This window comes from Ulvibacter sp. 2210JD10-4 (assembly GCF_058148525.1).
The window spans coordinates 320254-345268 of sequence record NZ_JBYVJZ010000004.1 but is presented as its reverse complement, the minus strand read 5'-3'; the positions used below and the strand labels follow the sequence as shown (position 1 = coordinate 345268).

Here is a 25015-nt window from a genome sequence, read left to right as displayed (position 1 = left end):
AACTAATTTTGTATGACCTCTTGTAGTTCTTTGACCTTCCAATCGCTGTTTTGGTCAATAAAAAGCTCAAACATTGCGGCATGGCTTGCTCCTGCCAGAACCATGATCCTTTCATCAGCCCGGGTTGTTTTCTTTTGAATTAATGACCACATGAACAGATTTCTCTTGAACCATTCGGATGTTAATAAAGGGCCGGAAAAATCATGAGGTTCTCCCGCCAGTAACATCAAATTATTGTGCCATTCATTTGAAAAATTGCGAAGCTCGGGGCTGTTTAAATAATACGTTAGCTCTAAGAGAGAATACCCCGATTCAATTTTATTGTCGAACACCATAGTAAATTTAGAAATACCTTCTTCGATCTTTGTTTTAAGTTCTGTTTGATCACTCTCTTCAATGTCTTTCATAACCTCACCAAACGGAAATTGGGTCTTGTAATCAATCCCGTAAACCGTTTTAAGGTTGTTCTCTTTCGCTACCCTGAAAGCTAGCTGAAATATTTCATTTTTGAGGTAGAAATCAGAAAGGCTGTCGTTTGTAAAATACCTATTATTACGATATAATTGGTACAAAGAATCTAGTTCTTTTTGTTCGTCATAGGGCCATTCTACAAATATCTTAGTTGGATTGTATGTTGTAATAGCTGTACTTATTTTTTTTAGTTCTTGTTGAGCGCTTTCATTTAGTATGTCAAAGGATTTTGTTTTAGCTACGTCGGCACCAGGGTTGTTATAATGGAATGTACCAACTAGTAAAACCTCTTTGGTGTTAGAATTTACATTGGGTTTGGTGTGTGCGTTCTCTTGTTTGTTGTTGCAGCTAAATAATATGATCGCGAATATGAGTAAGAATAGATAGGTCTTCATTGTTAAATTTTAAATTGATGAGCTGTAAAATTCCTGAATTATAAACGTTTAAAATTGTAAAAGATTTACCCTAATTATAGATCCAATGGATATTGCTTTTTTCTACAGTTGAAAGGTTTTTAAAGAATACTTTTGGTGAGAGGCCGGTCAACATCTTAAAGTTGGAGACCATATGTGATTGGTCAAAGAAGTTGGTTATATAACTTAATTCGGTCAATTTTGTTTTTTTGTCAGAATGTTGCATTTCCATTAGTGCTTTTCTAAAACGCACTATTTTTTTGTATTCTGTAGGAGTTTTGCACAAATGCTTTTTAAAATGTTTTATGAATGTCTTTTGGCTTACAAAATACTTATTTGCCAGGTAGGATGTTTTAATGTTTGGGTTTTCTTGAATTTCATGAATGGCTTTGCCTAAAAAAGGATGTTCAAACCCAATGATCTTGTCCAGCCAATACTTTTCCAAGTTTGCTGCTAACAAGTTCTTATCTTCTGTTTCTATGATTGTTCTCATAGACTTTTCATAGTCCGGAAAAGGCACAAACGGATCAAAATGGCTGCTACTGTAATTTTCCAATGACTCTTTTAAAAAAGCATTGAGTCCTAAGGGCTTAAAGTAAATACAGACTTCTTTAATATCTCCAAGATATTGAAAGCAAATGGGTTTGTTGAATCTACAGACTAAACTTGTTTCCAAAGGTTTTGACCGGCAAGATCTGGTAGTGATATGTTGAGAAGTGACACTATTCTCTGCATTGATGGCAGTTGCAACAATTGAGAAAACGGAAGGGAAGGTTAAATAACTAGCCTTTTCTTCATTTTCAGTATGCGTAAGAATGTAAAAACTTTCAATATATTCTTGAAGTCTTTTGTGTTTAGGTCTGAAAGTTTCGATCTTCATTTATTTTGCTTATTATTTTATATATATAAGCATTAACTCAAAAGCATACAAATATGTATAAAAAAGCAAATAAAAGAATACTTATATGTATATTTTTCAAAAAAGTCTTTACCGGAAAAATAAGAAGGGGCTCTTGTTTGTGAATTACAAGCAGGCTTTTTAGAACCCGTGGACTCTTTTCGCACTTTCAAAATGATAATAAAATTACTTTTCCAGGGGCCCTTCCCAGATCACCTGTTCGATCATCCATTTGCCATCGGTCTTTGAAAGCAGTAAATAATCGGTCCCCCACCAGGCAACTACCTTGGCGGATGCTATGGAATTTTTAACCTCAAATACCTCCACTATTTTAGGAGCATCGCCCTTAGCAAACTTTTTTTTCTCCATCACATTTTTTGCAAAAGCTATCGCTTGTTCAAAAGACATGGATCCTGCATGCTCATATACCCCGGACTCCTTATTTTTCCAAAACCCGAATTTATAAAGCTCCGGTTTCAAACTCTTCTTTAGTTTTAAAGTATCTCCTTCATAAAAGCCTTCTATATATCCCAGACAGGCAGCTTTTACTTCTTTTATGTCTTCATCGGTTTGTGCATTAGCAAAAGTTCCAATAAAAATGGCCATTACAAATACTAAAATAAGTTTCATAGCTTTCTTGGTTTAAAGGTTATTATAAAGAATCAACATGAGAGACTATTTGTATCAGGTCTTTCTCCGTATTGAGATTTAATTTGTTTTTTTTAGCGTAAGCCTTTACTTCTTTCTTCAGGCTTCCAAAGGCTTTTATCTTTCCGCCCTTGGATGGTGGCAATTCTGTAAACATACCGTTTTCATCTACAAGATATAAAATTTCTTTTTCACGATACATGGCTTCTATATCTTTACCCATTGAATTTACAGCCTTTTGAGAAGGCAGGTATTTCTTTTTTATTTTTTTGAATAAAGAATAGTTGTCTCCCTTGAATAAAGCAATAAAATATCCTCTAAGATTGTTTTTTGAAGAAGAAATATATTGAAAAAGAACATCTCCGATCTTTATTTGAAGGTCCTCATTTCTGACCACTGTCTTTACAATCTTGCTTTTTTGATTAACAGCGTCTTTTATTTCAAACTCCTCTTTACTTGCATTATATCTTACATACTTATTAAAGGCGATTATTTTTCCTTTCATAAGGATGCTGCCCTTTAAAAAATCTTTATTGTAATAGGGCGAACCTGTATAATCATTTGGATCGTCCATTAGATCTACGGTTCTGTTAGAAATGTATTCTATGACTGGTGATTCCTGAATTGCCTGTTGAGCGATCGTAACTGAAGAAACTAATACTGCTAAAAGAAAGCAGTACATAGTACTAAAATTTTTCATGAAATATAGTTGTTTAGTATGATAGAAGAATAAAGTGTTTAATTACCTCGAGTTTTTTAATGATATTCTTTGTCACTGTAAACTAACTATTTTTAGAAGGTTTAAAGGGAAATTCCTATCATCATTAACTTATCCGACAAAAACTTACTCGTTTCAAAAACACAATATGTGGCTATAAAAAAACCTATCCGCTTCCGTATATGGGTAAAAAGGATTAATAGTTATAATAAAAAAAGAAAAGCATAATCTTTATTTGAGAGGAGATTCGGCATATTAAATTGCCTTTATACATTGCAGATAACAGACCTTATTTCTTTATAAGCTTCGTAATTTGACCATTTATTTTTAGGAAGTAACAGCCAGTATTTAAATTTTCAAATTTGATTTCCGAATTTGCCATTACGTTATCCTGGTATATTAACTGCCCAATTGAATTGTATAACTCAATTATAGAAAAATTTTCATTGTTTATTATTTCTATTTTGTTTTCAAATGGATTTGGAAAAATAACCAACCCGTATGCGTCATTAATCTCCTCAATGCCCATTGTATTATTAATTTCAAAAATGCATTCAGGATCAGACGTAATTATTTGTCCTATAAAATCATTTCCAATTGTCTCGAAACCGGATTCAAACTCAAAAATATATTCCCTTATTTCATAATCTGGGGTTGTTGGCATCCAATAATTTGGCCTTTCAGAATAATTAACAATTGTATCATTCAAACTGTTAATGATAATGAATGATGTATATCCCGTTTCAATCGTATTCTCTAGAGTTGACAGAACTAATTTAACGGCGGGAACTCCATTTGTAGTAAGGGTATCTGTTATAGATTCTACCTTGATTAAGTCACAATCGAATTGTGCATTTAAATGCATCGAAAGAAGCATTATGATCACTATTCCAATTTTAGGTTTCATGTTCTTTATTTTTTACTTGTTGTTACTCAAGTTTATGTAACCTTACATTGACTAAGTCATAGATGTATTAAGTTCCTTTGGGAATTCCGGCTACAAAAATCACACTATGGGTTTGGCTATGATTTTGTTCGGGTCACAAAACTTCATCATTCTTTTTTGGCAATTGATCATCTTCATTTCCGCAACAAAAATTGCTCGAAAGCTCTCACAAACTCATCACCTAAATTACTGTTTGTAAATACAATATATGCGTATTTTTTTTCAGGGTTGTAGGCAAATTTACTATCGTAATCTCCATTGTTACCTCCATGTGCAATGAGTTTTCCAGCTGTAGTGTCTTGCACGAAAAAGCCATGTGATACATATTGCGGAATATCCGGGTCGTACACTTTCTGTTCAGGTTTCAACACGGTATAAGGTGTATAAATAAGTTCAAAAGATTCCTTATTCATTTCTTTTTCATTCATTAGAGTTAAGACAAAGTTTTTAAATAAATGTGCATTTGTGGACAGACTCGATGCCGGACTGGCAATACGTTCCTTTTCTTTTATCTGTATATATTGGTGCATGTGCCCTAATGAAAAACGTTTTTCCAGTGCATCTGTATAATAGAAATAAGACTTCCTGACATCAAAAGGTTTTTCTATTTCTTCCTCGAAAATGGTTTGAAGTTCTTTTCCGGTAATATGTTCAACAACCCTACCTAAATAGTTGAAGGCTTCACCGGAATATCCAAAATCGGTTCCCGGGTTAAAATTTAGCTGAATTTCACCACCATCTTTCCAGGTTCCCGGTCCACCCCAAACCCAGTTTGGCAATCCGGATTGATGCCCAAGAATGATTCTTGCTGTTAACAGTTTTGAACGCTCATCTTTTTCAATATTAGGAAAGGTGAGATATTGGTATAACGGTTTATCAAGGTCTATCATACCTCTTTCTGCCAAACGGAGCATGATTACTCCAAAAACAGATTTGGTGATAGAAGCTGCTTCAAATAGCGTTTCATCGTTAACTTTTTCGTTGGTAACATTACTTTTTACACCTATTGTTTTATCATAAAAAACCTTGTTGTTTCTTAAGACAACAACAGATACGGCAGGAATTTCAAAATAATCTTTCCAGGTACTTATAAAATCATCAATATCTTTTGTTGTTACATATTCAATTGGAAGGCCTTTTCCCTTGGTTTTAGTTATTGTAGGCTGAGGTATAACCTTTAGCTGAACAGGTTTGAGTGTAGTGGTTTGATCTGCTTTTATTTGAAAAGGTTGAATGTTAGAATATTCAAATTTACGAGTGTTTTGTAAGAATCCTGAAGAATATACAGGCGATGTAAAATGCCGATTTGGAGCTAATGTATATGTTCCCAAAGGTAAAAAAGCCTGAAAGTATCCTGTTGTATCTACTTTGGTTTTGATCCATATTTTCGGGTTCTGTTGTGAAACAATGTCAATAGAGTTGATTCTATCTTCTGCTTCCAGAAATTTAAAGTCTATTTTCCCTTTTAGTTTACCGATAGTTACATTATTGTCAACCAGTATGACATCTCCCAATTTTTGAGAGCCATAACTTTTTCCAAACCCTTCTTTCCATAGAAGAATGGTTTCGTTGTCACTTTCTTTATCATGGTCTATCATCATAAAATCCAAGCCAAGGGTATGGTTGGGCCTTATAGATCCATCCAACATCACTTTCCACTCATATTGAATGGTATTTCCTGTTCTTTTACGCGCAACCTGTGCCTTATCTATAGTCAAAAAATGATTCTGGGTTGCAAAATTTCCGGGCTTATGCTGTACCTCTAATATGCGGTCTGTAGCAACATAATATACCGGTGCCCCTCCTTTTGTATTATGTGCTACATCCAAATACAATAACATATAGTCCTGTGTAGTATAACTTTTTCCGTTTTCACCTATAAAATCATCATCTAAGACCTTTACTGCTATGTAAAGCGCTTGTTCCAACTCATTATAGGATGCAGCAAATTGAGCAGAGAAGTCCTCATTGGATTGATCGTCATTGCCAAAAAAATGACTCATACGATACCAATTGACCGACTCTGACCAGTCCGCAAAACTTCCATCTACCGTAATGCTCTTTTCAGGATAAGCAAAAGCGACTTCTTGGGCACTTACTGTATTGATCATTAATAAACTAAATAAAAATAGTGACAGAAATTTATACATGGGATCTTAAAATTTTAGAAGAATTGATTCTTGTGTTTCCGGGTTTATGAATTTAATAGTTGGTTTGGTGTTTTCATTATATACAGCGATAAACCGTAAATAGGTTTCTTGGTTTTGTATGGGAGGTTGTGCGCAAATATCTTCTAGATTGACTGCAATATCAAGATTGGATCTGAGCATTAATTGAGTTTTCATGGAGTCTAAAAATTCAAATCGCCGACAAACATTGTGCTTATAATCAGACAATTTAAAATCGGTATTTTCAATTGGAAAATTAGTGTGGTAATAAAACCCTCCGGTTTGAGGAGGAACCCATTTAATCTGGTTTTTGGATATTTCGGCATTGCGAACTTCCTTGTTTGAAACAAGCATTAAATTTTGAGGAATCGCTAAGGGCGTTTTTTCTATAAATTGCTGCGCTTTTTTCATTGATGTTAATTGCAATAGTTTTCTAACAAAAAACGGTAAGGGCAATCCTTGTTTATTCATTTTCAGCATTGGTAAGGAATTACAGCTAATTGTAAGATCTTGTGAAGCCCCACTTAGTGCAACACTGCCTGGCATGGTAAATACGTAATGATCTTTATGGTTAAGAATTACAGGACGATGTTTTCCATGCAAAAAATCGGGCAGATCCTGATTGTATGCCAGTACATTTTCTTTTTCCCCCTGAAAAGCAATATTCGAGCAACTTTCAAAATTTGCTGTGCAAAAATTATAGATCTCTTCTCCAAGATTGAAATATAGCACTAAGTCCCGGTCTAATTCTGCTCCGTCTGCTATACCGTTTATTTCTTCCAGTAACTCTGGCGTATATTGTTTTACGGCATTTAAGAAACCGGTATGCTTATAGACGATATTATGCATGCTGTCTCTATCAATGTTTAAATACGATGAAATCCCTTCTTCCCAGTTTTTTATTTGAAAACGAACGGCATCTTTTAATTCTGCTCCGTGCTTTTTTCCATTTTGGTAAGGAGATTGAGTTTGCAAAAGGAAAGAAATGGAATGTAAAGATTGGGTTTTTTCTTTTTTGGAAACACATCCCATAAATGCAATTAAAACGAAAATAATTAAGTATCTATTCATTTATTAGAATGATTATTACCAGACAAAGCTAACTACTGTGGCGTAAACTAAATTGTATAATAGCGAAACGGTTCTTTCTCATTGGTAATAAAAGTTTTATTGTCTGTAAGTTTTTTTGGTGAAAACCCCCAATATTGCTTAAAATCCTGATTAAGATGCGATTGGTCGTAGTACCCGTGTTTGTAAGCCAAATCTGTTAGTAACAGATCATCTCCTTGATATTTTAGCTCTTCAGTGAATTTTCTGAATCTGATGCCTATAGAATATTGCTGTGGTGTAAGGCCAATACTTTTGGCAAATTTAGTTTCGATGGTCCGCGATGATAAATTGAGGCCAGAGAGAAGTTTGTTTTTTGCAGATTTAAAATCTGTGTAATCGATATCTAGAAGTGTACAGCCATACTTTATTAGCTCCCAGTCTTTTGTATTTTTCGAACAATCATCCAAAACATTATTAACTACTTGAATAATTTTATCAAATTGAGCAATGGGATGAAATACAGCAAGTTTATTAAATAGCTTACGATTAATCTCTTTTAAAGGGACGGTTTCATTTAGGCTTTCCTTAAAGTTGAATCCCGATAGAATTCCCACCGCCCAGGGTTCCAGTTTAATGAAAGTAATATGTGTTTCTGGCAACAACTCCACATCAAGAGGCTTATTCATTTGTCCACCCAGATAGATTCCTTTTGGAAATGTATCTATTTTGTTATTCCGAAACGTTCTATATCCGTTCCCGACAACAAAGGCCAACTCAAATCGCCCGTCTCCAACAAGCATCCCTGTATTTCGTTTAAATATTGAAGAAGAATTCTCCAATATCCATATCTTCTTAATAAATGGATGATCTCTGTTTGTTGCTCTCATACTTTGTACTAAAGAAAACGTGTTCGTGTATAATTCATTGTTGAACACGTGCAACGGATTTTTCGCTGTGGCTGAAAGATAGTAAATTGCAATGAACCTCTATTAGGGGTTCAGTTGCTAAAAGTAATAAGCTAAATAAATATGAGAGGTTGTATAGGCAGGGATTTTACTTAATATCAAAGGGGGTAATGAAGGTGCAAAACCCCGACCTATTCTATTTATATGATACGAATATCATTAGTGGATGATCGTATGCTCAGTCCAGTATGTATAGTGTCAATTAATTGCTGTGTGCCGCTTCCATTTCGTAGGCGATCCATCTTCCTCCTCCCAGATTCTCATCGGTAGAATATACTAGACTTATCGAACCTTTTCCGGCTTTGGTTTTGCTGGCACTTGTTTTTACCCGAATCCTGTTCTGAGGTGAAGAATTGGCCTTTTCGTTATAGATCCTTAATTTTTTATTACTGGTCATATTGACCAGGACGATCCTTCTACCTTCGGTGCCTCCGGAAATTCCGGTTATTTTAACGTCGTTAAGGTTGTCTAAGAAAAAGATCACAACACCTTCTTCGTCTGCATCAATTCCCAGGTCCAGATTATGTTGTTCTCCGTTGGTTTTTAAATTAATATACTTAGAACGTACATGCCTTCCGGTATTCAGCTTTACTTTGTTGTCATCTATCATAAAATCTGAAGAAGCATCAATTCCAACTACTATATTGTTATTGTTAGCATCTGCTACCATTAATTGAAGCCCGTCAGATCTGTTCAGTGAAGCAGCACCGGAAACGTCTCCGATTCTCATCTTACCGTTAACATCTAATGCGGTATCTGTATTGGGTGTCGTGGTGTTTATTCCAACCTGAGCACTTGCAAGGCATGGAACTAATAGAAGTATAAGTAGGTATCTATTAAATTTATTCATAGTATTCATGGGGCGAACTATTTTAAATTTTACGAGGCGAAACTATAGTAAAGAAAATTCCTACAAAAATGTTTTCGATTAGTTACTCAAATACTCGATTATCGTATGCAATTAATATTTTTATCGATGAAAAGCTATTTTTCATCGATAAAATAAATTGATAATCATATAGTTAGCGGGAAGATGCTTACAATTTATTGTAATTAGATTTTGAAAAAATAGCTACAATATGCTCTTTTTTACACCAGAGGTCTGCTACATATCCTTTTGTATCGTATTTCTTGTATTTCAGTAAGCAAAATTTACTTAATAAGTATCTTTTGAGTTTCAGAAAAAGCATTGTCTTCTAATTTTATAAAATAAAGTCCTGAAGATAAGTTCTCTACATCTATGCTAAAGTCGCTAAGATCTTTCAGAGTAAAATCACGTAGTTTTTGCCCCTGTGTATTATACATAATAATTCTAGAGTTTGATAAACTAGATTGATTTAACGAAATTAAAATTCTATTTGAAGCTGGATTTGGACTTAACGTAAATAAATTTGAAAAATTAGTATCATCTACTCCCAGGGTGATACATGACCCCGGAGCTGTACCTGCATTAGAATTAGTAAGTGTACACGTTGTTTCATCTGAAAAAGTAGCTGTCGCATCAATAGGGCCACCGTCTGCACTCATAATAACTCCCGTAAATGTGTGAGGAGATGTTAACCCTGAAACCGATACAGAAGCAGTACCGTCACCAGTAAGATCTAGTGTACCAGTTGTAGGCGCATCATTAAAAGTAACGATTACATCAACAGAAAAGTTATCATCACTAGGGTCTGAGGGAGTTCCATTGTCGTCGCAAGGTGATATATTTGATGCTGTGATATTGGTGACCATACAGTTTGGCGGTGGGGAGCTACATGATCCTGGAGCTGTACCTGCGTTAGAATTAGTAAATGTACACGTTGTTTCATCTGAAAAAACGGCTGTCGCATCAATAGGGCCACCGTCTGCACTCATAATAACTCCTGTAAATGTGTGAGGAGATGTTAATCCTGAAACCGGCACAGAAGCAGTACCGTCACCAGTAAGATCTAGTGTACCAGTTGTAGGCGCATCATTAAAAGTAATGATTACATTAACAGAAAAGGTATCATCACTCGGATCTAAGGGAGTTCCATTGTCGTCGCAAGGTGATATATTTGATGTTGTGATATTGGTGATAGCACATGAACCTATACTTAAGTTAGCTGCTTGAACAGCCTGAAAAGCATCTATTCTCCCATATCCCAGTTCCCTGGAGTGCCCAGGGTCGCTAACATTCCAATTGTAATTATAACCACCAACTTTTTGGGCAGTATCAAGTAAAATTTGTTTTACCCCGCCTGGAGTTAAACTTGGATTTACCGAAAACATTAAACCTACCACACCACTTACAATAGGTGAAGCAAAGGATGTTCCGCTACTGCTGCCATATTGAGAATTCAGTTGAGTACTCCAAATACCTACACCAGGAGCAGACATAAAAATGTTTGAGCCATGATTGGAAAAACTAGCTCTACTATCTGTTTGCGTAGTTGCTCCAATTGCTAATACTTTTTCATGACTCGCAGGGTAAGAAACTCCCGATGAACTAGATCCATTTCCTGAAGAATTAATTACAACTACCCCAAAAACATCATATGCCATATCAATTGCATCATCCAAGGCAGTACTTGGCCCGACAGATAAACTAAGTTGTACCACTTTTGCTCCTATATCTGCTGCATACAAAATGGCATCGTCTAATATTGAACCATTTGGTCCTGAAATACCAACAGCACAAGTAAGAACTTTAATCCCTTCACTATTAAATCCTCCGGCAACTCCAGCAATACCTTCACCGTTATTTGTTTTTCCAGCAACAATACCAGCTACGTGAGTACCATGGAAAAAAGTATTTCCTCCCGGGCTTTGACGTGCGTCATTATAATTGTCACCAAAATTCCACCCTTTCCAATCGTCTATAAGCCCGTTACCGTCATCATCAATTCCATTTCCCGTAGCAGGATCATTCGGATCTGCCCATGCATCTTCTCCAGAGTTTAAAAAGATGTTTTGATAACTATCTGCTCCTAAGCCTAAGTCTTGATGAAGCCAATCTGTCCCGGAATCTAAAACAGCTATTGTTACTGAATTATCTCCTGTAGTTATATTCCAAGCATTTTCAATATCTATGTTTATACCATTGGTTTGATTTAGAGACCATTGATTACTATATAATGTATCGTCTGGGACAAGTGTATAAAACCCTAGCGTAGGTATTTCCAGTTTATTTACTAATGAAGAATTTAATAACTGTTGGGCAATTGTAAAAACATCACTATTTTCTGAAATTTTATAGTCATGCCATCCTGTTAGTGCCTTTCTAATAAAGACTAAATTATTTTGTAATTCGAAATTAGTCTTTTCATTTTCAGAAATTGTACTGTCAAATTTTAGAGAAATTGTTTTGTCAACTATTGGAAATGGTCTGATGTCTGTATCAGATAACAAGTGCCATTTACCATCTATCATTTTGTAGGTGTTCTCTTGAAACTGTCTTGTTTGACTATAAATAACCAGAGGAAGTAAAAAAATAACAATTGTAATAAAGGGAAAGAATCTTTTAATCATGGTTAGTTATAGTTTATTTATTAAACCTCGTCCAATAAATGGTTAGCTGCAAACTTAAGAAATTAAAAACAACTATATAATAAAGACCCAACCTATAATAAATAGATTATTATTTCCTTATTTACAATAGGGTTTTACCAAGAATCAAAAATCTAAAAAAGAAACAATTGACATCTTTTATAACACTTCCACAAATAATCCTTCTTCTGTTTTTTCAACTTTGGCAAGTTTGTTCTTGGTAAGCTCTTTAATGGTTTTATCCCATTTCTTGTTGGACAATCCCGACTGTACTTTCAAGTCATTCAAAGGAAGCTGCTCGGTCTTTTTAAGATATTCAAGTACAACTTTGGCTTCATCACTTAGAGCAACCTGTTTTTTCTCCGGTTTCATTTGTGGGAAGAACAATACTTCCTGTATGGATTCATTATTGGTCATGAACATGGCCAATCTGTCAATACCAATACCTATACCACTCGTTGGGGGCATCCCATATTCCAAAGCACGTAAAAAGTCATGGTCAATGAACATGGCTTCGTCATCTCCTTTTTCAGATAGCTTCAATTGGTCCTCAAAACGTTCGCGCTGTTCAATTGGGTCGTTCAGCTCAGTATAAGCATTTGCCAGTTCTTTTCCGTTGACCATGAGTTCAAAGCGTTCTGTTAACCCTTCTTTAGTTCGGTGTTTTTTGGTAAGCGGGCTCATCTCTACGGGATGATCAATAATAAAAGTAGGCTGAATGTAATGATGCTCACATTTCTCGCCAAAGAGCTCATCGATCATTTTCCCGATTCCGAAACTTTCATCCACCTCAATATTCAAAGCTTTACAAGCTTCGCGAACTTCTTCCTCACTTTTTTGATAGAGATCATAGCCTGTATGTTCTTTGATAGCATCTAAAATTCCAATACGTTGGTACGGTGCCTTATAATCAATTATGTTATCTCCAAATTGAACTGTAGTGGTACCGTGTAAATCTAGCGCTACTTTTTCCAGCAACTTCTCGGTGGTATCCATCATCCAGTTATAATCTTTGTAAGCGGCATACATTTCCATTACAGTGAATTCGGGGTTGTGGGTACGATCCATCCCTTCATTTCTGAAATCTTTCGAAAACTCGTACACTCCGTCAAAACCACCAACGATCAATCTTTTTAAATACAATTCATTGGCAATTCTCAGATACAATGGAATGTTCAACGCATTGTGATGCGTCACAAAAGGGCGCGCAGCAGCACCTCCCGGAATAGGTTGCAGAATTGGGGTTTCCACTTCCAGAAAGCCCATATCGTTATAAAAATCCCGAATGGTATTTACAATTTTAGTACGCTTGATGAAAGTATCTTTCACCTTAGGGTTTACGACCAGATCTGCATACCGCTGGCGGTAACGCATTTCGGGGTCATTGAATTCATCGTGAGTGTTCCCTTCACTGTCTGTTTTGGGAAGCGGAAGTGGTTTTAATGACTTTGAAAGCAACGTAAATGCTTTTACCATTACCGTTTTTTCACCAACCTGTGTAGTAAATAATTCACCTTCGATCCCAATATAATCACCAATGTCCAATAGTTTTTTATAGACCTCGTTGTATTGGGTCTTATCTTCTCCGGGGCAAATTTCATCGCGGTTAAAATACACTTGTATACGACCTTCGGAATCCTGCAATTCGGCAAAAGAAGCTTTTCCCTGAATACGGCGGGACATCAAACGCCCTGCAATAATTACTTTTTTTCCTTCAGCAAAATTCTGTTTTATATCCTTAGATAAATGATCCACAGGGTATAAGGCAGCCGGATACGGGTTGATACCTATATTTCGTAATTGATTGAGTTTTTCTCTACGTATGATTTCCAGTTCAGAAAGTTGCATGCTTAATTATTTAAGCTGCAAAATTAGCCTATTTGTTAAATTTATTTCCTAAATCCATCAAAAAATACATGCCTATTGTGCATCTTTTTCTCTTATCTCTATAATTTTACTTTTTAATTGCTCGTTTTTGGGGTCCAATTGCAATGCTCTTTCGTAAAGACCCAGTGCTTCATCGATCTTTTCTGCTTCATATAACTTATTGGCTAAACCGGAATAGGCCCTGGATTCCTCCGGAAAAAGTTTAATATTTAAACGGGCTACTGCAATGGCTTCTTCTTTTCTTTCGGCAAAGAAGAGTACATTGACATATGTATTCAGTTCGTACATATTTGTGGCTTTTTCTTTTAGCTTCGGAAGCAATTTCTTTCCCTTTTTTTCAAATTTGTGAAGCGGAACATTCTGTAATAAGTTATGTACCATATTCACTGCCTGGTAGTTTGAAGTGTATACTCCATTTAGAATAGCATTGATATCTGCTTCTAATGTAGTAACGGGAGATTCTACAATCCGATTGACCTCTTTTCCGTTTTTGTAAAAAATAAAGGTAGGAACCCTATGGATTGTTAGCCCTTCCTCTTCACCTCCAGGGCTTTGTTTATAGGTGTCCCTTTCACTGCTTACCGCTATAAGGGTAAGGCGTTCCAATGGAAAATCTGCTGTTTCAAGAATTTTATAGAATCGGGGAACTTCACGTTTACTGTCGCCACACCAGGTTCCCATAAAAGCCTTGATGGTGTAGTTTTTTAACTGGTTTTTAAATTGATCTACAAGAGTAGGGTCGGGCTGATATTCGTTGTGGTTTTTTGTAAACCATTCAGAATAACTTTCCAGAGAAAGTCCCTCCTTATTGATCTTTCCTAAAAGTACAGGTGATTTTCCTTCTGTGCTGATTTCATAATTAAAAGATTGTGCAGAGACATAAAAAGAAGCTGCCAGTAAAATGATAGTGGTTAATCGTATGGTTTTCATGGTTGTTGTTTTTTGAATTAGGGTATCGAAGATTCAAAAAACGAAAAGGAAAACAGAGTAATATAGGGTTGAAATGAGGACTAGACCCTAGTTGAAATTTTTGTAACTACTTAGAAAAAAGCATTTTTACTTCTTCTCTGGAGGTGACGTTCAATTTTTTATATAGATTATTAATATGTGTTTTAATGGTACTTACACTTAAAAATAATTCTGAAGCGATCTCTTTATTGGTTTTATCTTTTAAGATAAGGTCCAGCACTTTTTGTTCTTGCTGTGAAAGTGAATTCTCAAGAGAAGGTAACTGTTGTTGTACTTTTTTTAGTTTTCCAAAGAAATATAGATTTCCCAAAATTGAAAGCAATGCAACAGCTCCCAGTACATATACCCACCACGGAAAGGCTTCTCCATCCACGGCATTGATCAAATACTTATCCGAAGTAAGTTCTGCCTGGTATTGTTTTGCATAAGTTGAATTAGGATATCGATCTGTAAGTCGTTGCAGGAGGTCTGTATAATACGAATTGGTTTTAAGGTCTTCCAGATAATAGGAGTGCAGGTCATTGGCTCTATCCGAAAGGAAGGCATAACTGTATAATTCTGCCAGAGGTTCCTCTAATTGCTCTCCGTATTGCTGAAAAATACCAAACCATTTTTCAGAATTGATCTTACGGTTGGCTTCACTTCGGTAGGTTCCAAAGGCAAAACGCATATCGTTTTTTAAAGAATCTATTTTTAAAAAAGCGTTAGCCTTCTCATTTTCTGAAATAACACTACAAAACATCTCATTGTCAAAAGAAAAGGGGAGTGAGATCGCATCTTTATTATTGGCGATAAAAACTATTTCCCTGCTATTAGGGCAATGGCCGTTAAAATGAGAAGTTGCTTGGTCTTCTTCGGTGCAAGTATCTACATGAATACGGTAGATTCTGTTTTCTATGGGCAGGTTATTCCCGGAGAATATAAAATAGCCGGTTGAATCGGGATTTGTTTTGGTAATGATCTGTTCAGGGTGTACCCCGGATATTTTCCGGTAGTCTTCCACTACAGAAAGATACACTTCACCGGTCCAGCTGTCTTTGTCAACATAACCGGAAAAAGAATACTGTCCTTTACATACAAAGGATAATAGCCCGATAGCAATGCAGAGAAAGAGGAGGTATTTTTTCATAAAACAGAATGCTAATATAAAGACAATGATTTTGGAAACCAATACTTGTAACAAAAGCAAAAAGCAAAGACCTATAAATAAACTATTAATCGTAAATTTGCATCTATGAGTATTTGGAGGGTATTGCTTTCTATTTTGTTTCCACCGCTGGCAGTAATTGATAAAGGCTGTGGTTCTATCTTAATTGTATTGATATTAACTATTTGCGGGTGGATTCCCGGTGTTATCGCAGCGTTGATAATACTTAATAATCCGGAGAAATAATGATACTAAAAAAAGGCTTTTTTTACATTTTACTGGCCATCTTTTTAACAAGCTGCCAGTTTACCGAAACTTTAGTACTTAATGAAGATGGTAGCGGAAGAATGTCACTTGAGATGGATATGAATGAAATGATGGCATTTGGTGCTGGAATGGGAGATTCAATTACCACTAAAATTGATACCATCATTTCAATGAAGCAATTTCTTATTGAAAAAAAGGACAGCATTTCACAACTATCCAAAGAACAACAAAGGAAGCTCAAAAAAATAGAAAATTTTAGTATCCATACCGTTATGAATACCGAATCCGGTGAAATGCTATTTAATGTTTTTACAGATTTCAAAAAGGTAAATGAAGCAAATGAACTTTTCAATGGGTTTAGTGAAACATCCAAACTTATGCCACGAATGGGGAATGATATAAAGATCGACAAAGACGAATCCTCTGATGATATTATTGGAGTTTCTTACAGTTTCCATAAAGGAAAATTTAAAAGAGACGCATATATTAAAGACAAAGAGAAACATTTGCAGCAGGTAGATAGTCTGAAAGGTTCCGAGGGTTTTATGGGTAGTATGGTGTATACGTTGAAATATACCTTTCCCCGCAGGATTGTTAAATCTTCTATTGAAGACGCCAGATATTCCTTAGACGGAAAAACAATCGAAGTTGAAAGAAGTTTTATAGAATATTTTAAAGACCCGGATGTACTGGACCTTCAGGTAGAAATAGAAAAGTAGACATTGAACAAAACTGTTGAAATACAAGATCTGGGCAGTCAGGATTACAAAGAAACCTGGGATTATCAGGAAGAACTTTTTAAAAGGATCCTGGATATTAAGATCAGGAATCGGAGAGAAGAAACCCATCTTACAACTCCTAATTATTTCTTGTTTGTGGAACACCCTCATGTGTATACATTAGGAAAAAGCGGAGATGTTTCCAATCTTTTGATCTCAGAAGAGAAACTTGCTGAGATCGATGCTACTTTCTACAAAATAAACAGAGGAGGAGATATTACTTACCACGGACCGGGACAGGTTGTTGGCTATCCTATTATTGATCTTGAAAACTACTTTACCGATATCCATAAATACCTTCGTTTCCTTGAAGAAATGGTGATCCTTACTTTAGCTGAATACGGTTTAAAAGCGGAGCGTTCAAAAGGTGAAACAGGAGTTTGGTTGGATGTAGGAACTCCCTTTGCCAGAAAAATATGTGCCATGGGCGTACGTGCCAGTCGTTGGGTAACTATGCATGGTTTTGCATTGAACGTGAATGCAAATCTGGGCTATTTTGACCATATGATCCCATGTGGCATTAAAGGCAAGGCTGTTACTTCTTTAAATGTTGAATTGGGTAAAACCGAAGTTTCCGTAGAAGAAGTAAAAGAAAAATTACTAAAACATTTTGCACAGCTTTTTGAAGCCGAGTTGAAATTAAATGATACACTAACCTTAACATAAATCTAAATGAAGATTAAAACCACACTTATTTTCTTTTTGTGTTTTACAACTTTGGTAATGGCCCAAAAGAAACAATACACAATTGAAACACAATCAGGAAAAACCTATGTTGTAAAAAAATATACTTCCAAGAAAGATAAAATATCTTTTAAAGGTAAAGGAGGTAAAGAAACTATTTCTTATCAGGATATAGATAAGATAGTAGCTACCGGCAAAAAAGAGAAAGACAACTATACGCTTAAATATATTAAGTTCTCAGATGATAATGGCGAGTTAATGAAAGAACTGGCAACTGGAAAGGTATCCCTGTATTTGCGAACAGTTATGGTTGTTACCGGATCTGGAATGTACGGCCCCACCACATCGACAGCCACAAGTTATTATACATTGAGAAAAGGTGACCCCATAGCAACAGAAATAAAATCGAATAACATCTTTAAGAATTTTAAAAAAGAAGCCAGCTATTTCTTTTCAGACTGTAAAGCTTTGGTTTCTAAGATCGAGAATAAAGAATTTCGACGTAAAGATATTACTGAAGTAGTAGAGTATTATAATACCAAATGTGTTGCTGCAAAATAGACTCTGATCTTTATATATAAAAAATTGCCCTTATAATTCGTAAGGGCAATTTTGTTAATAGGTCATCGTATTATTTACTAAAATTAAAGAGAACGCTACTTCCCATTAGTTTTCCTTTCTTGTTATAATCTTCATTTTTGACAACACCTACGCCTTCTGCAATCCATTGTTTTGAGTTGCTAATGTGAGAGCCCATAGTCTTCATTGTCATTGTCTGAGTAATAATATAGCAGTTAAAAGTTCCGGCTGGAGTGGTAAGGGTTTCCGTTCCAGCTACTTTTCTATTGGTGATAGTCGTATTCATATTTAAATTCAACCCCTCAATGCTTATTTTTATATTCATTCCAGCATCCGGTAAGCTTTGGCCTACCGAAAGATTATTGGGTAGGTCCAGGTTGGTTCCGGTAACATCATACTTCATATCTTTATACTGTTCTAGCATTTGTGGCCGCATCAAAGACCTGAAGTCCATAGATACAACTCCATCACGGCATGTAACTTCGTATTCAGACCCGGATAGTGTATTCCCTTTGTCGTCTATTAGCTTATAGACCATTGTAGCCTTATCCGTACCTCCGGTAGCGCTTACATTTTTAATATGATATTCAACCATACCACTTTCCTTTCCTTTTTCATCATAAAGCGATAGTTGTGATGTGACTCCTTCCGAAAAAGGGTAAAATTTACTGCAATTATACTGTGCAACGACTATGTTTACAGAGAATAGGCAGAAGATCGTTAAACTGAGAATTATTTTTTTCATTACTGTATTTTTTAGGGTTTATAAATTTATTTTGACGGAATTACAAGTATTTCAACACGACGGTTCTTTTGCTTATTTTCATCTGTGTCGTTAGCTGCAATTGGCTGGCTTTCGCCATATCCTTTCACTTGGAATGTATATTGACCTGAAAGCTTCTTTTTCAAATAATCACTTACTTCTCTGGCCCTGTTCTCTGAAAGTATTTTATTGCTTCCCGGATCACCAACATTATCTGTGTGACCCTCTACAATAATATTTCCTGCAGGTAATTCTTTTATAGCAGCGACCAGGTTTTCTAATTCTTGTGAAGCACTTTCTTTCAGCTTAAATTTTCCAGTATCAAATAGGACTGCACTATCCAGGTTAAGTCGCATAGCGCCACCAATGGCAGCTACCGCATCTACATCGGCACCGGGAAGGTCACTGAAAGTTGCAAGGTCGGTAAGTCTAATGTAATTAAATGTCTCTCCGGGTTTTACGAAAGGGGCTATATCTACCATGGCAGTACCTCCTTCAATTTTACCAATAGCGACCCAATCCTGTCCGTCCTTTGAGATTTCCAGATTAGTAGGTTCTATAGCACCTAATTCAAAAACATACAGGTCAGGGCCATTTACATTGGCGATTGCATTATCCACAAATGCTAAGGTCAGTACTCCTCTGGTTCCTAAATTGCAAATATTTGGATGACTTCCTTTGAAATTTTCTAAGGACATGTCCGGTATCCCAATTGCCCCCTCAGCATTATATCCGTTTTCAATTTTCAATTCATGAGATATCATCTCATCTGCAAAAGAAAGTTTTCCCAGAGGTAAGTGTATGTAATTACGATGAGAATCCAGATAGGTGTCCCCAATAACATCATCATTACTGTGCCATCCCGGATTGATTTTATAAAACGCTTCTCTGGAAGGCATCGCTTTTTTGAGAAAGTCCCTCGATCTTGATTTTCTTTTGGTATTAAACCTTTTAATGAGATCTGTAAAATTTTGAGAAACCCCTGCACTTTGGAGATGTGATGTTATTGCTGAAGGCATTTCATAATCAAGAGTATATTTTGCCTGAGATTCGGAGATAATTCTTTCAGATACCGGAAGGATCTTAAGTAGTTCCAATTCTTCCGGACTTATTTCAAAAAATTCAAGTAAAATAGAATCTGTTTTAGGTCTCGAAATTGAAGTTGATGCCAACCTTCTGTGTGCTCTCTTTCGTTTTTCTCTACTATAATTAAACCACCCGCCAACTTCTTCTTCAATATATTTAGGCCCTTGGGTTTCCAACATATTTCGTAAGTTTTCCAACCCTCTTACCTTTTCAGTTTTAAAGCGTTGCGGCGGTTTTATTACAGCCCCTTCCACTTCTTCCGTGGATTTTTGCAGCTCTTCCAGAATATTATTAAGGCTACTCTCAGATGCTTTGCTATCATCACCTTCTCTGGAATCATTTTCTAATTTATTTTCTGAAACTATTCCGGCGTCATTTTTTTCAACTCCTTCTTCGGAAGAATTTTTACAGGAAACAACAGCTAAGAATAGTAGTATTAGGATGGAAGCTCTCATATCAATTAGCTCTTTTATAGTTCATAGCGGTAAATTCATAATACATATAGCCAAACCGGTCATACCAATCCGGAATACCATGTTCTGCTTCGCAAGCGTCTAACATCATTAATGCCTGTTGTTGTTTCTCTAACAGTTCTATATACTTATCATCATATGCCTTTTGAAGGTCCTTGACAGATTTCTCTATTTTTCTTTTTTCCGATTGCCATGCGAGTCCGGATACACCATGTACTCCGGAGACATTATCTCCAAAAGCAATTGCTCTGTCCGTAAAAGTTTTAGTACAACTATAGATGGTTTTTAACCTTTCGAAAGAATACCTGTTTTGATTGAATATCTCCCGCGCTTCCAGAAAACAAGCTCCACAATCACTTGTTTCACAAAAACTGGGAATTCGAGGCATTCCCGGAGGGGGCGTGGCGCTAATACAATCGCCTAAGCCTGTATAGGAGTCGTACAGATCTCTTACTCTTCTGTAGCGTTCATCATCTTCTATAATGTCTCCAACCTCATCGAGTCTTTCCAGGCCATCATCTATCAAATCCCCGGCATCGTCAAATAACTCACCAGCTTCATCACGAAGATATTCTTCGTATTTCAAATCTCTGATATCATCTATATCAACCTCTTCTATATCGAGTTCAAGTTCAATTTCTCCCTGTCCTAATGCTACATCCGGAAAGGACATAGACAAAGTAATAAGAAGGAGTAACATACCTGCTTTATTTTTAGAAAGTACTTTGGAAGCTAAAAATCCAATGACCAAAAGTGCTACACCAATTATAATATACAGGAGTGTGTTAGGTGACCCGGATGAGCCTGATGATTTTTCGGTATCGTTACCAGTTTTGAGATCACTTTCACTTGCTTTTTTAAAGGCAGAACCTAAAAACTCATGAATTGGGGGACTTGCATATACTATGATCGTATAATTAATTTTTTTACCTGTAGGGGTTATTTTAAACCCAAAATCTCCTTCGGCACGAAGCTTAAAATTAATGATCCCGTTTTTTGAAGCTCCTGTACTTTCAGTTTTTTCAACATCTTTCCAGGTGTTTCTCACCAATTCGGCTTTAAAATCAGGATTCCCAAAATTGCTGAAGATATAAACATCTATAAATTGGAACATATTACAGCCGGCTACGTAGAAATATTGTATGTTATCAGTAATAGTTACATTAGCAGCTACAGCTTTGGCACCTTCTACTTTCTTATCATCTGAAAGCTCTAATCTATACGGCTTTATTTTTTCATCCAACGAATAGGGTTGAGCAAAAGTTGAAAGAGAGAATAAAATAAAAAATGCCAAAAAAGGTATCGATTTAAGTGTTTTCATAATGTCTATTTTTTAAAAGTTGTCTGTTTGATGACTTTATTTTTATGTGTTATTTTTAAAGTGTAAACACCTTTAGCCAAATGGTTTATATTGAGATAGATTTGTTTAAATGGTTCTATCTCAAGAGCCCCTGAATACACTTTGCGTTTTTTTTTCATTTTGGGGAATCAATTTTGATGAGGTAAAAGTAACTTGCTGTAAAAGGGAAGGCTGGTAGTATTGTAACTAATAGTATAACATATGTAACACCCTCTGATTTTTAGGTTTTTGTGAAGAAAATAAATGTGTTGGTTGTATTACGAGATGTATTCTGTTGGGGTACAGCCAAACTCTTGCTTAAAACATTTTGCAAAATAGGAAGGGTCATTAAATCCAGCCAGATAACCGATTTCTGAAATGGGCGCCTTATTTTTTTTGAGAAGATTTGCAGCAAATTTTAAACGTTGTGACCTAAGAAATTCACTTGTGGTTTGCCCTGTAATGGCTTTTAATTTTCTATGAAGCTGCATGCGACTTACACCCATTTCTATGCTAAAACTATCTGCTGAAAAACTTGGCTCTACCAGATGTTTGTCCATCACTTTTTGAAGACGTTCCAGAAATTTCTCATCGGCAGATGAAATGGCGATATCCTTTGGCAACAAAATAACTTCCTGGGAAAAACGCTGCTGAATCTTCCTCCTGTTTTCAAGTAAATTGTTGATAGTAGCTTTTAGAAATTGCGAACCAAAAGGCTTTGTAATGTAAGCATCTGCACCAGAATGTATTCCTTGTAATTTGTCTTTGTCTTCAGTTTTTGCTGTTAGTAAAGTGATTGGAATGTGAGAAGTAAGTTCATTGTCTTTCAACTTTTTGGATAGTGAAAAACCATCTTCATAAGGCATCATGACATCACTGATAATAATGTCCGGAATAAATTCTAATGCCTTCTCAAGTCCTTCTTTTCCATCTTCGGCAGTATGAATCTTATATTCAGTTTCAAAAATAGAAGTGATATAGCCCCGAATATCATCGTTATCATCTATTACTAAAAGAACAGGGGCGTCTTCTTCGGTAGTAATTATATTGTTTTCATTATTTTCTTCGGAAAAAGCAGTGGTGAGATTTTCACTTTCCTGAAGTGAGGCAGATAGAACTTCTGAAGTGTCAAAATCCTCTTCAGTAATCGGAATCCTGACAGTAAAACTCGTATTTCCTTCCTTTTCACTTTCAACTTTAATACTGCCTTTGTGTAGTTCAACTAATTCTTTAGTGAGTGCCAAACCAATACCGGTGCCTACATTTTGAGACCCGGTCTGATAGAAGCGGGTAAAAATATTTTGACGTTCCACGGAGTTGAGATACGCCCCCGAATTAATAACGATAAACTGGTAATTTGTGCCATCCCGTTCCCCTACAAGTTCAATTGTTCCATGTTCAGGGGTAAATTTAACAGCATTCCCTATTAAATTAAATAATATTTTTTCCATAGCATCCCGGTCAAACCACTCTTTGGTGTCTTTGTCTTTAAGGTGTATGGAATAATCAATTTGCTTTTCCTGACTGCTAAAAGAAAAAGCCTCGGCCTGGCTTGCAATAAACCTGGAAAGATTGCCCGGCTGTACCTGAAGTTTAAAATTCCCGCTTTCCAGTTTTGAAAGTGCCAGTAATTGCTCAACAAGATGTTCTAAACGCTTAGTATTGCGTTGAGCATTTAAGAGATTTTTACGCTGGCTTCGGGAAAGACCATCTGCAGCCAGTTGGTCTTCAAGCGGTCCTTTTATAAGAGTTAATGGAGTTCGAAACTCATGAGATATATTGGCAAAGAAGGTAGATTTTGCTTTGTCAACTTCTTTAAGCTTTTGATTTATTTTCTGACGGTTTCTATACTGAAAAAAGAAAAATAACCCAATGAGACCTGTTAGTCCAAGTACACCCAATAGAAGGTTCTTTTGATTTTTCTTCTGTTCCTGTACCAATTCATTTTGTGAAGTGAGCAGTTTTATTTCCCTGTCTCTGCTCTCCGTTTGGTAAATGGCTTCTATCTCTTTTATTTTTTCGGCACTTTGTATTTGTTGTAAGGAATCTTTAATGTGAGCAGCCTTTTCACTATACGAAAATGCTTCCTTAAAGTCCCCCTTTAAAGCATAGCTTTTTGCAAGCAGGCTATTGGTCTCCTGTGTCACCAGGCTATTCTGGCTGCCAATATTTAAATTTTGAGCCTCTTGAAGATATGCAATAGCAACATCGGGCTTTTCTTTTTTTATGGATAATTTGGCCAATTCCAGAGCATTTAAAGATGCTTCATAGTTTCTTTGATATTTCTTGTGTATAGATAGACCTTCTTTAAAATAGGTTTCACCTTCTAAAAATTGATCATTTTTAACCTTCACCTGCCCCAAAAAAGTACTGACTTCTGCAATATTTCGTTCGTCTTTAATGCCTGAAAAGAAATCATGACTTAAAGTAAGTAGGCTATCGGCCTTTTTGAGATCATTCTTATAAAAATAGACACGTCCCAAATGTATGTGAGTTGTATTAAGATAGTAAGATACATTTCCCGGAATTTTCTTGAACTCATCATTTGCTTTAATGTAATAATCTTCGGAAGCATCATAATTTTTTAAATCCAGATAGATGTTTCCAAGATTCTGGTATGAAGCGGCAATAACATCGGGACGTAAAGGTTCTACCTTGTGAACCGAGTCTACAACTAAAAGCATTCTAATAGCTTCCTGAAGCTTATTCTGTCGTGTATAGGCAATGGATAAAGCAATATGAGAATCTGCAAATACCAGGTTATTGGGGTCATCAAAGCTATACGTGCTTTCAATTGCTTTCTCACAGGCGTCTATAGAAGCCTCCATTTCACCTGTTAAATAGTAAGTTCTGCAAAGACTGTTATAAGCTCTTGCCATTCCTATTTTGTGATCTATGGTTGTAGAAAGGGTTAACGCTTCTTTGAAATAATATATAGCAGAGTCATTTTGCTGTATGCGCTTATGGCATTGTCCTATAAGATAATCTGCATCAGCGATTCCTACACCATAATTTCTTTGAACAGTTAATGCTTTTATTTTTCTGGAATAGTAAAAAGCACTATCAGGATAAGGATTAATATACTGTGCCAGTTTAATTCGGTATGTTGCAATCGAAAGTGAATCTTCTTTAGAAATTGCTGAAGCATATTCACCATTTTCTTGTGCATAGGAAAACGATAAAGAAAAGAGTACTAAGAAACATATTACTTTTTTCATTATAACATATTGCAGATGATTAAAGATAATCAAATAT

At 35.8% G+C, this 25015-nt stretch carries 22 protein-coding genes; 4 read left to right on the top strand and 18 right to left on the bottom strand.

All coding sequences use genetic code 11. The features are described 5' to 3' along the window. Nucleotides 1-2: 2 nt before the first annotated feature. The 13 genes from ACY2RT_RS11670 to ACY2RT_RS11610 all read right to left on the bottom strand — a co-directional run bounded on the left by ACY2RT_RS11670 (nt 3) and on the right by ACY2RT_RS11610 (nt 15772). Entirely contained in the window at nt 3-866 is an 864-nt protein-coding gene (locus ACY2RT_RS11670; protein WP_490156090.1) for a DUF5694 domain-containing protein, read from the bottom strand. A gap of 70 nt (nt 867-936) precedes the next feature. Further along, a complete protein-coding gene (locus ACY2RT_RS11665) occupies nt 937-1764 on the bottom strand; it encodes a helix-turn-helix domain-containing protein (RefSeq protein ID WP_490156089.1) in 828 nt (275 codons plus the stop codon). A 204-nt stretch (nt 1765-1968) separates the two neighbouring features. Beyond that, entirely contained in the window at nt 1969-2412 is a 444-nt protein-coding gene (locus ACY2RT_RS11660; RefSeq protein WP_490156088.1) for a nuclear transport factor 2 family protein, read from the bottom strand. 22 nt (nt 2413-2434) lie between these two features. Beyond that, nucleotides 2435-3112, bottom strand: a complete 678-nt coding sequence (locus ACY2RT_RS11655) for a hypothetical protein (protein ID WP_490156087.1) — start codon at nt 3110-3112, stop codon at nt 2435-2437. A gap of 325 nt (nt 3113-3437) precedes the next feature. Beyond that, nucleotides 3438-4055, bottom strand: coding sequence for a T9SS type A sorting domain-containing protein (locus tag ACY2RT_RS11650; RefSeq protein WP_490156086.1), 618 nt, complete (start codon nt 4053-4055; stop codon nt 3438-3440). A gap of 173 nt (nt 4056-4228) precedes the next feature. Further along, nucleotides 4229-6244: a serine hydrolase gene (locus ACY2RT_RS11645; RefSeq protein WP_490156085.1), complete on the bottom strand. Its 2016-nt coding sequence runs from the start codon at nt 6242-6244 to the stop codon at nt 4229-4231. A gap of 6 nt (nt 6245-6250) precedes the next feature. After that, entirely contained in the window at nt 6251-7333 is a 1083-nt protein-coding gene (locus tag ACY2RT_RS11640; RefSeq protein ID WP_490156084.1) for a C45 family autoproteolytic acyltransferase/hydrolase, read from the bottom strand. Nucleotides 7334-7380: 47 nt separating this feature from the next. Next, a complete protein-coding gene (locus ACY2RT_RS11635; RefSeq protein ID WP_490156083.1) occupies nt 7381-8199 on the bottom strand; it encodes a helix-turn-helix domain-containing protein in 819 nt (272 codons plus the stop codon). Between the two features lie 280 nt (nt 8200-8479). Further along, nucleotides 8480-9127: a hypothetical protein gene (locus ACY2RT_RS11630; protein ID WP_490156082.1), complete on the bottom strand. Its 648-nt coding sequence runs from the start codon at nt 9125-9127 to the stop codon at nt 8480-8482. Between the two features lie 302 nt (nt 9128-9429). After that, nucleotides 9430-11769: a S8/S53 family peptidase gene (locus ACY2RT_RS11625; RefSeq protein ID WP_490156081.1), complete on the bottom strand. Its 2340-nt coding sequence runs from the start codon at nt 11767-11769 to the stop codon at nt 9430-9432. A gap of 177 nt (nt 11770-11946) precedes the next feature. Continuing rightward, a complete protein-coding gene (gene lysS, locus ACY2RT_RS11620; protein WP_490156080.1) occupies nt 11947-13635 on the bottom strand; it encodes a lysine--tRNA ligase in 1689 nt (562 codons plus the stop codon). Nucleotides 13636-13707: 72 nt separating this feature from the next. Continuing rightward, nucleotides 13708-14604, bottom strand: a complete 897-nt coding sequence (locus ACY2RT_RS11615; protein WP_490156079.1) for a thioredoxin family protein — start codon at nt 14602-14604, stop codon at nt 13708-13710. Between the two features lie 106 nt (nt 14605-14710). Then, nucleotides 14711-15772, bottom strand: coding sequence for a response regulator transcription factor (locus ACY2RT_RS11610; protein ID WP_490156078.1), 1062 nt, complete (start codon nt 15770-15772; stop codon nt 14711-14713). 105 nt (nt 15773-15877) lie between these two features. Between ACY2RT_RS11610 and ACY2RT_RS11605 the strand changes: the two genes are divergently transcribed. The 4 genes from ACY2RT_RS11605 to ACY2RT_RS11590 are packed head-to-tail and all read left to right on the top strand — an operon-like array spanning nt 15878 to nt 18081. Next, on the top strand, nt 15878-16036 hold the full coding sequence (locus ACY2RT_RS11605; RefSeq protein WP_490156077.1) for a YqaE/Pmp3 family membrane protein: 159 nt from the start codon (nt 15878-15880) through the stop codon (nt 16034-16036). Further along, nucleotides 16036-16776, top strand: a complete 741-nt coding sequence (locus tag ACY2RT_RS11600; protein ID WP_490156076.1) for a hypothetical protein — start codon at nt 16036-16038, stop codon at nt 16774-16776. Before ACY2RT_RS11605 ends, ACY2RT_RS11600 begins: the two co-directional genes overlap by 1 nt. Nucleotides 16777-16779: 3 nt before the next feature. After that, nucleotides 16780-17502: a lipoyl(octanoyl) transferase LipB gene (lipB, locus tag ACY2RT_RS11595; RefSeq protein WP_490156075.1), complete on the top strand. Its 723-nt coding sequence runs from the start codon at nt 16780-16782 to the stop codon at nt 17500-17502. Nucleotides 17503-17508: 6 nt separating this feature from the next. Further along, nucleotides 17509-18081, top strand: coding sequence for a hypothetical protein (locus ACY2RT_RS11590; protein WP_490156074.1), 573 nt, complete (start codon nt 17509-17511; stop codon nt 18079-18081). Nucleotides 18082-18151: 70 nt separating this feature from the next. Here the strand turns inward: ACY2RT_RS11590 and ACY2RT_RS11585 are convergent, their stop codons facing one another. From ACY2RT_RS11585 to ACY2RT_RS11565, 5 genes are all read right to left on the bottom strand, one after another. Next, the gene (locus ACY2RT_RS11585; protein WP_490156073.1) at nt 18152-18844 is read right to left on the bottom strand and encodes a TapB family protein; all 693 of its coding nucleotides are present in this window, start codon (nt 18842-18844) and stop codon (nt 18152-18154) included. A gap of 26 nt (nt 18845-18870) precedes the next feature. Next, the gene (locus tag ACY2RT_RS11580; protein WP_490156072.1) at nt 18871-20403 is read right to left on the bottom strand and encodes an OmpA family protein; all 1533 of its coding nucleotides are present in this window, start codon (nt 20401-20403) and stop codon (nt 18871-18873) included. A 1-nt stretch (nt 20404) separates the two neighbouring features. Continuing rightward, nucleotides 20405-21742, bottom strand: a complete 1338-nt coding sequence (locus tag ACY2RT_RS11575; RefSeq protein ID WP_490156071.1) for a hypothetical protein — start codon at nt 21740-21742, stop codon at nt 20405-20407. Nucleotides 21743-21747: 5 nt separating this feature from the next. Then, nucleotides 21748-21900 (bottom strand): T9SS type A sorting domain-containing protein, encoded by a 153-nt coding sequence (locus tag ACY2RT_RS11570; protein WP_490156070.1) that lies wholly within the window; start codon nt 21898-21900, stop codon nt 21748-21750. Nucleotides 21901-22038: 138 nt separating this feature from the next. After that, nucleotides 22039-24978: a hybrid sensor histidine kinase/response regulator transcription factor gene (locus ACY2RT_RS11565; protein WP_490156069.1), complete on the bottom strand. Its 2940-nt coding sequence runs from the start codon at nt 24976-24978 to the stop codon at nt 22039-22041. Between the last annotated feature and the right edge of the window lie 37 nt (nt 24979-25015).

What these genes read in the sequence shown, in the direction of transcription:
- ACY2RT_RS11580 (WP_490156072.1), bottom strand. Translation starts at nt 20,403, where the DNA reads ATGAGAGCTTCCATCCTAATACTACTATTCTTAGCTGTTGTTTCCTGT.
- ACY2RT_RS11615 (WP_490156079.1), bottom strand. Translation starts at nt 14,604, where the DNA reads ATGAAAACCATACGATTAACCACTATCATTTTACTGGCAGCTTCTTTT.
- ACY2RT_RS11655 (WP_490156087.1), bottom strand. Translation starts at nt 3,112, where the DNA reads ATGTACTGCTTTCTTTTAGCAGTATTAGTTTCTTCAGTTACGATCGCT.
- ACY2RT_RS11625 (WP_490156081.1), bottom strand. Translation starts at nt 11,769, where the DNA reads ATGATTAAAAGATTCTTTCCCTTTATTACAATTGTTATTTTTTTACTT.
- ACY2RT_RS11660 (WP_490156088.1), bottom strand. Translation starts at nt 2,412, where the DNA reads ATGAAACTTATTTTAGTATTTGTAATGGCCATTTTTATTGGAACTTTT.
- ACY2RT_RS11570 (WP_490156070.1), bottom strand. Translation starts at nt 21,900, where the DNA reads ATGAAAAAAAAACGCAAAGTGTATTCAGGGGCTCTTGAGATAGAACCA.
- ACY2RT_RS11670 (WP_490156090.1), bottom strand. Translation starts at nt 866, where the DNA reads ATGAAGACCTATCTATTCTTACTCATATTCGCGATCATATTATTTAGC.
- ACY2RT_RS11590 (WP_490156074.1), top strand. Translation starts at nt 17,509, where the DNA reads ATGAAGATTAAAACCACACTTATTTTCTTTTTGTGTTTTACAACTTTG.
- ACY2RT_RS11665 (WP_490156089.1), bottom strand. Translation starts at nt 1,764, where the DNA reads ATGAAGATCGAAACTTTCAGACCTAAACACAAAAGACTTCAAGAATAT.
- ACY2RT_RS11630 (WP_490156082.1), bottom strand. Translation starts at nt 9,127, where the DNA reads ATGAATAAATTTAATAGATACCTACTTATACTTCTATTAGTTCCATGC.
- ACY2RT_RS11600 (WP_490156076.1), top strand. Translation starts at nt 16,036, where the DNA reads ATGATACTAAAAAAAGGCTTTTTTTACATTTTACTGGCCATCTTTTTA.
- ACY2RT_RS11650 (WP_490156086.1), bottom strand. Translation starts at nt 4,055, where the DNA reads ATGAAACCTAAAATTGGAATAGTGATCATAATGCTTCTTTCGATGCAT.
- ACY2RT_RS11610 (WP_490156078.1), bottom strand. Translation starts at nt 15,772, where the DNA reads ATGAAAAAATACCTCCTCTTTCTCTGCATTGCTATCGGGCTATTATCC.
- lysS (WP_490156080.1), bottom strand. Translation starts at nt 13,635, where the DNA reads ATGCAACTTTCTGAACTGGAAATCATACGTAGAGAAAAACTCAATCAA.
- ACY2RT_RS11565 (WP_490156069.1), bottom strand. Translation starts at nt 24,978, where the DNA reads ATGAAAAAAGTAATATGTTTCTTAGTACTCTTTTCTTTATCGTTTTCC.
- ACY2RT_RS11635 (WP_490156083.1), bottom strand. Translation starts at nt 8,199, where the DNA reads ATGAGAGCAACAAACAGAGATCATCCATTTATTAAGAAGATATGGATA.
- ACY2RT_RS11645 (WP_490156085.1), bottom strand. Translation starts at nt 6,244, where the DNA reads ATGTATAAATTTCTGTCACTATTTTTATTTAGTTTATTAATGATCAAT.
- ACY2RT_RS11605 (WP_490156077.1), top strand. Translation starts at nt 15,878, where the DNA reads ATGAGTATTTGGAGGGTATTGCTTTCTATTTTGTTTCCACCGCTGGCA.
- ACY2RT_RS11585 (WP_490156073.1), bottom strand. Translation starts at nt 18,844, where the DNA reads ATGAAAAAAATAATTCTCAGTTTAACGATCTTCTGCCTATTCTCTGTA.
- ACY2RT_RS11640 (WP_490156084.1), bottom strand. Translation starts at nt 7,333, where the DNA reads ATGAATAGATACTTAATTATTTTCGTTTTAATTGCATTTATGGGATGT.
- ACY2RT_RS11575 (WP_490156071.1), bottom strand. Translation starts at nt 21,742, where the DNA reads ATGAAAACACTTAAATCGATACCTTTTTTGGCATTTTTTATTTTATTC.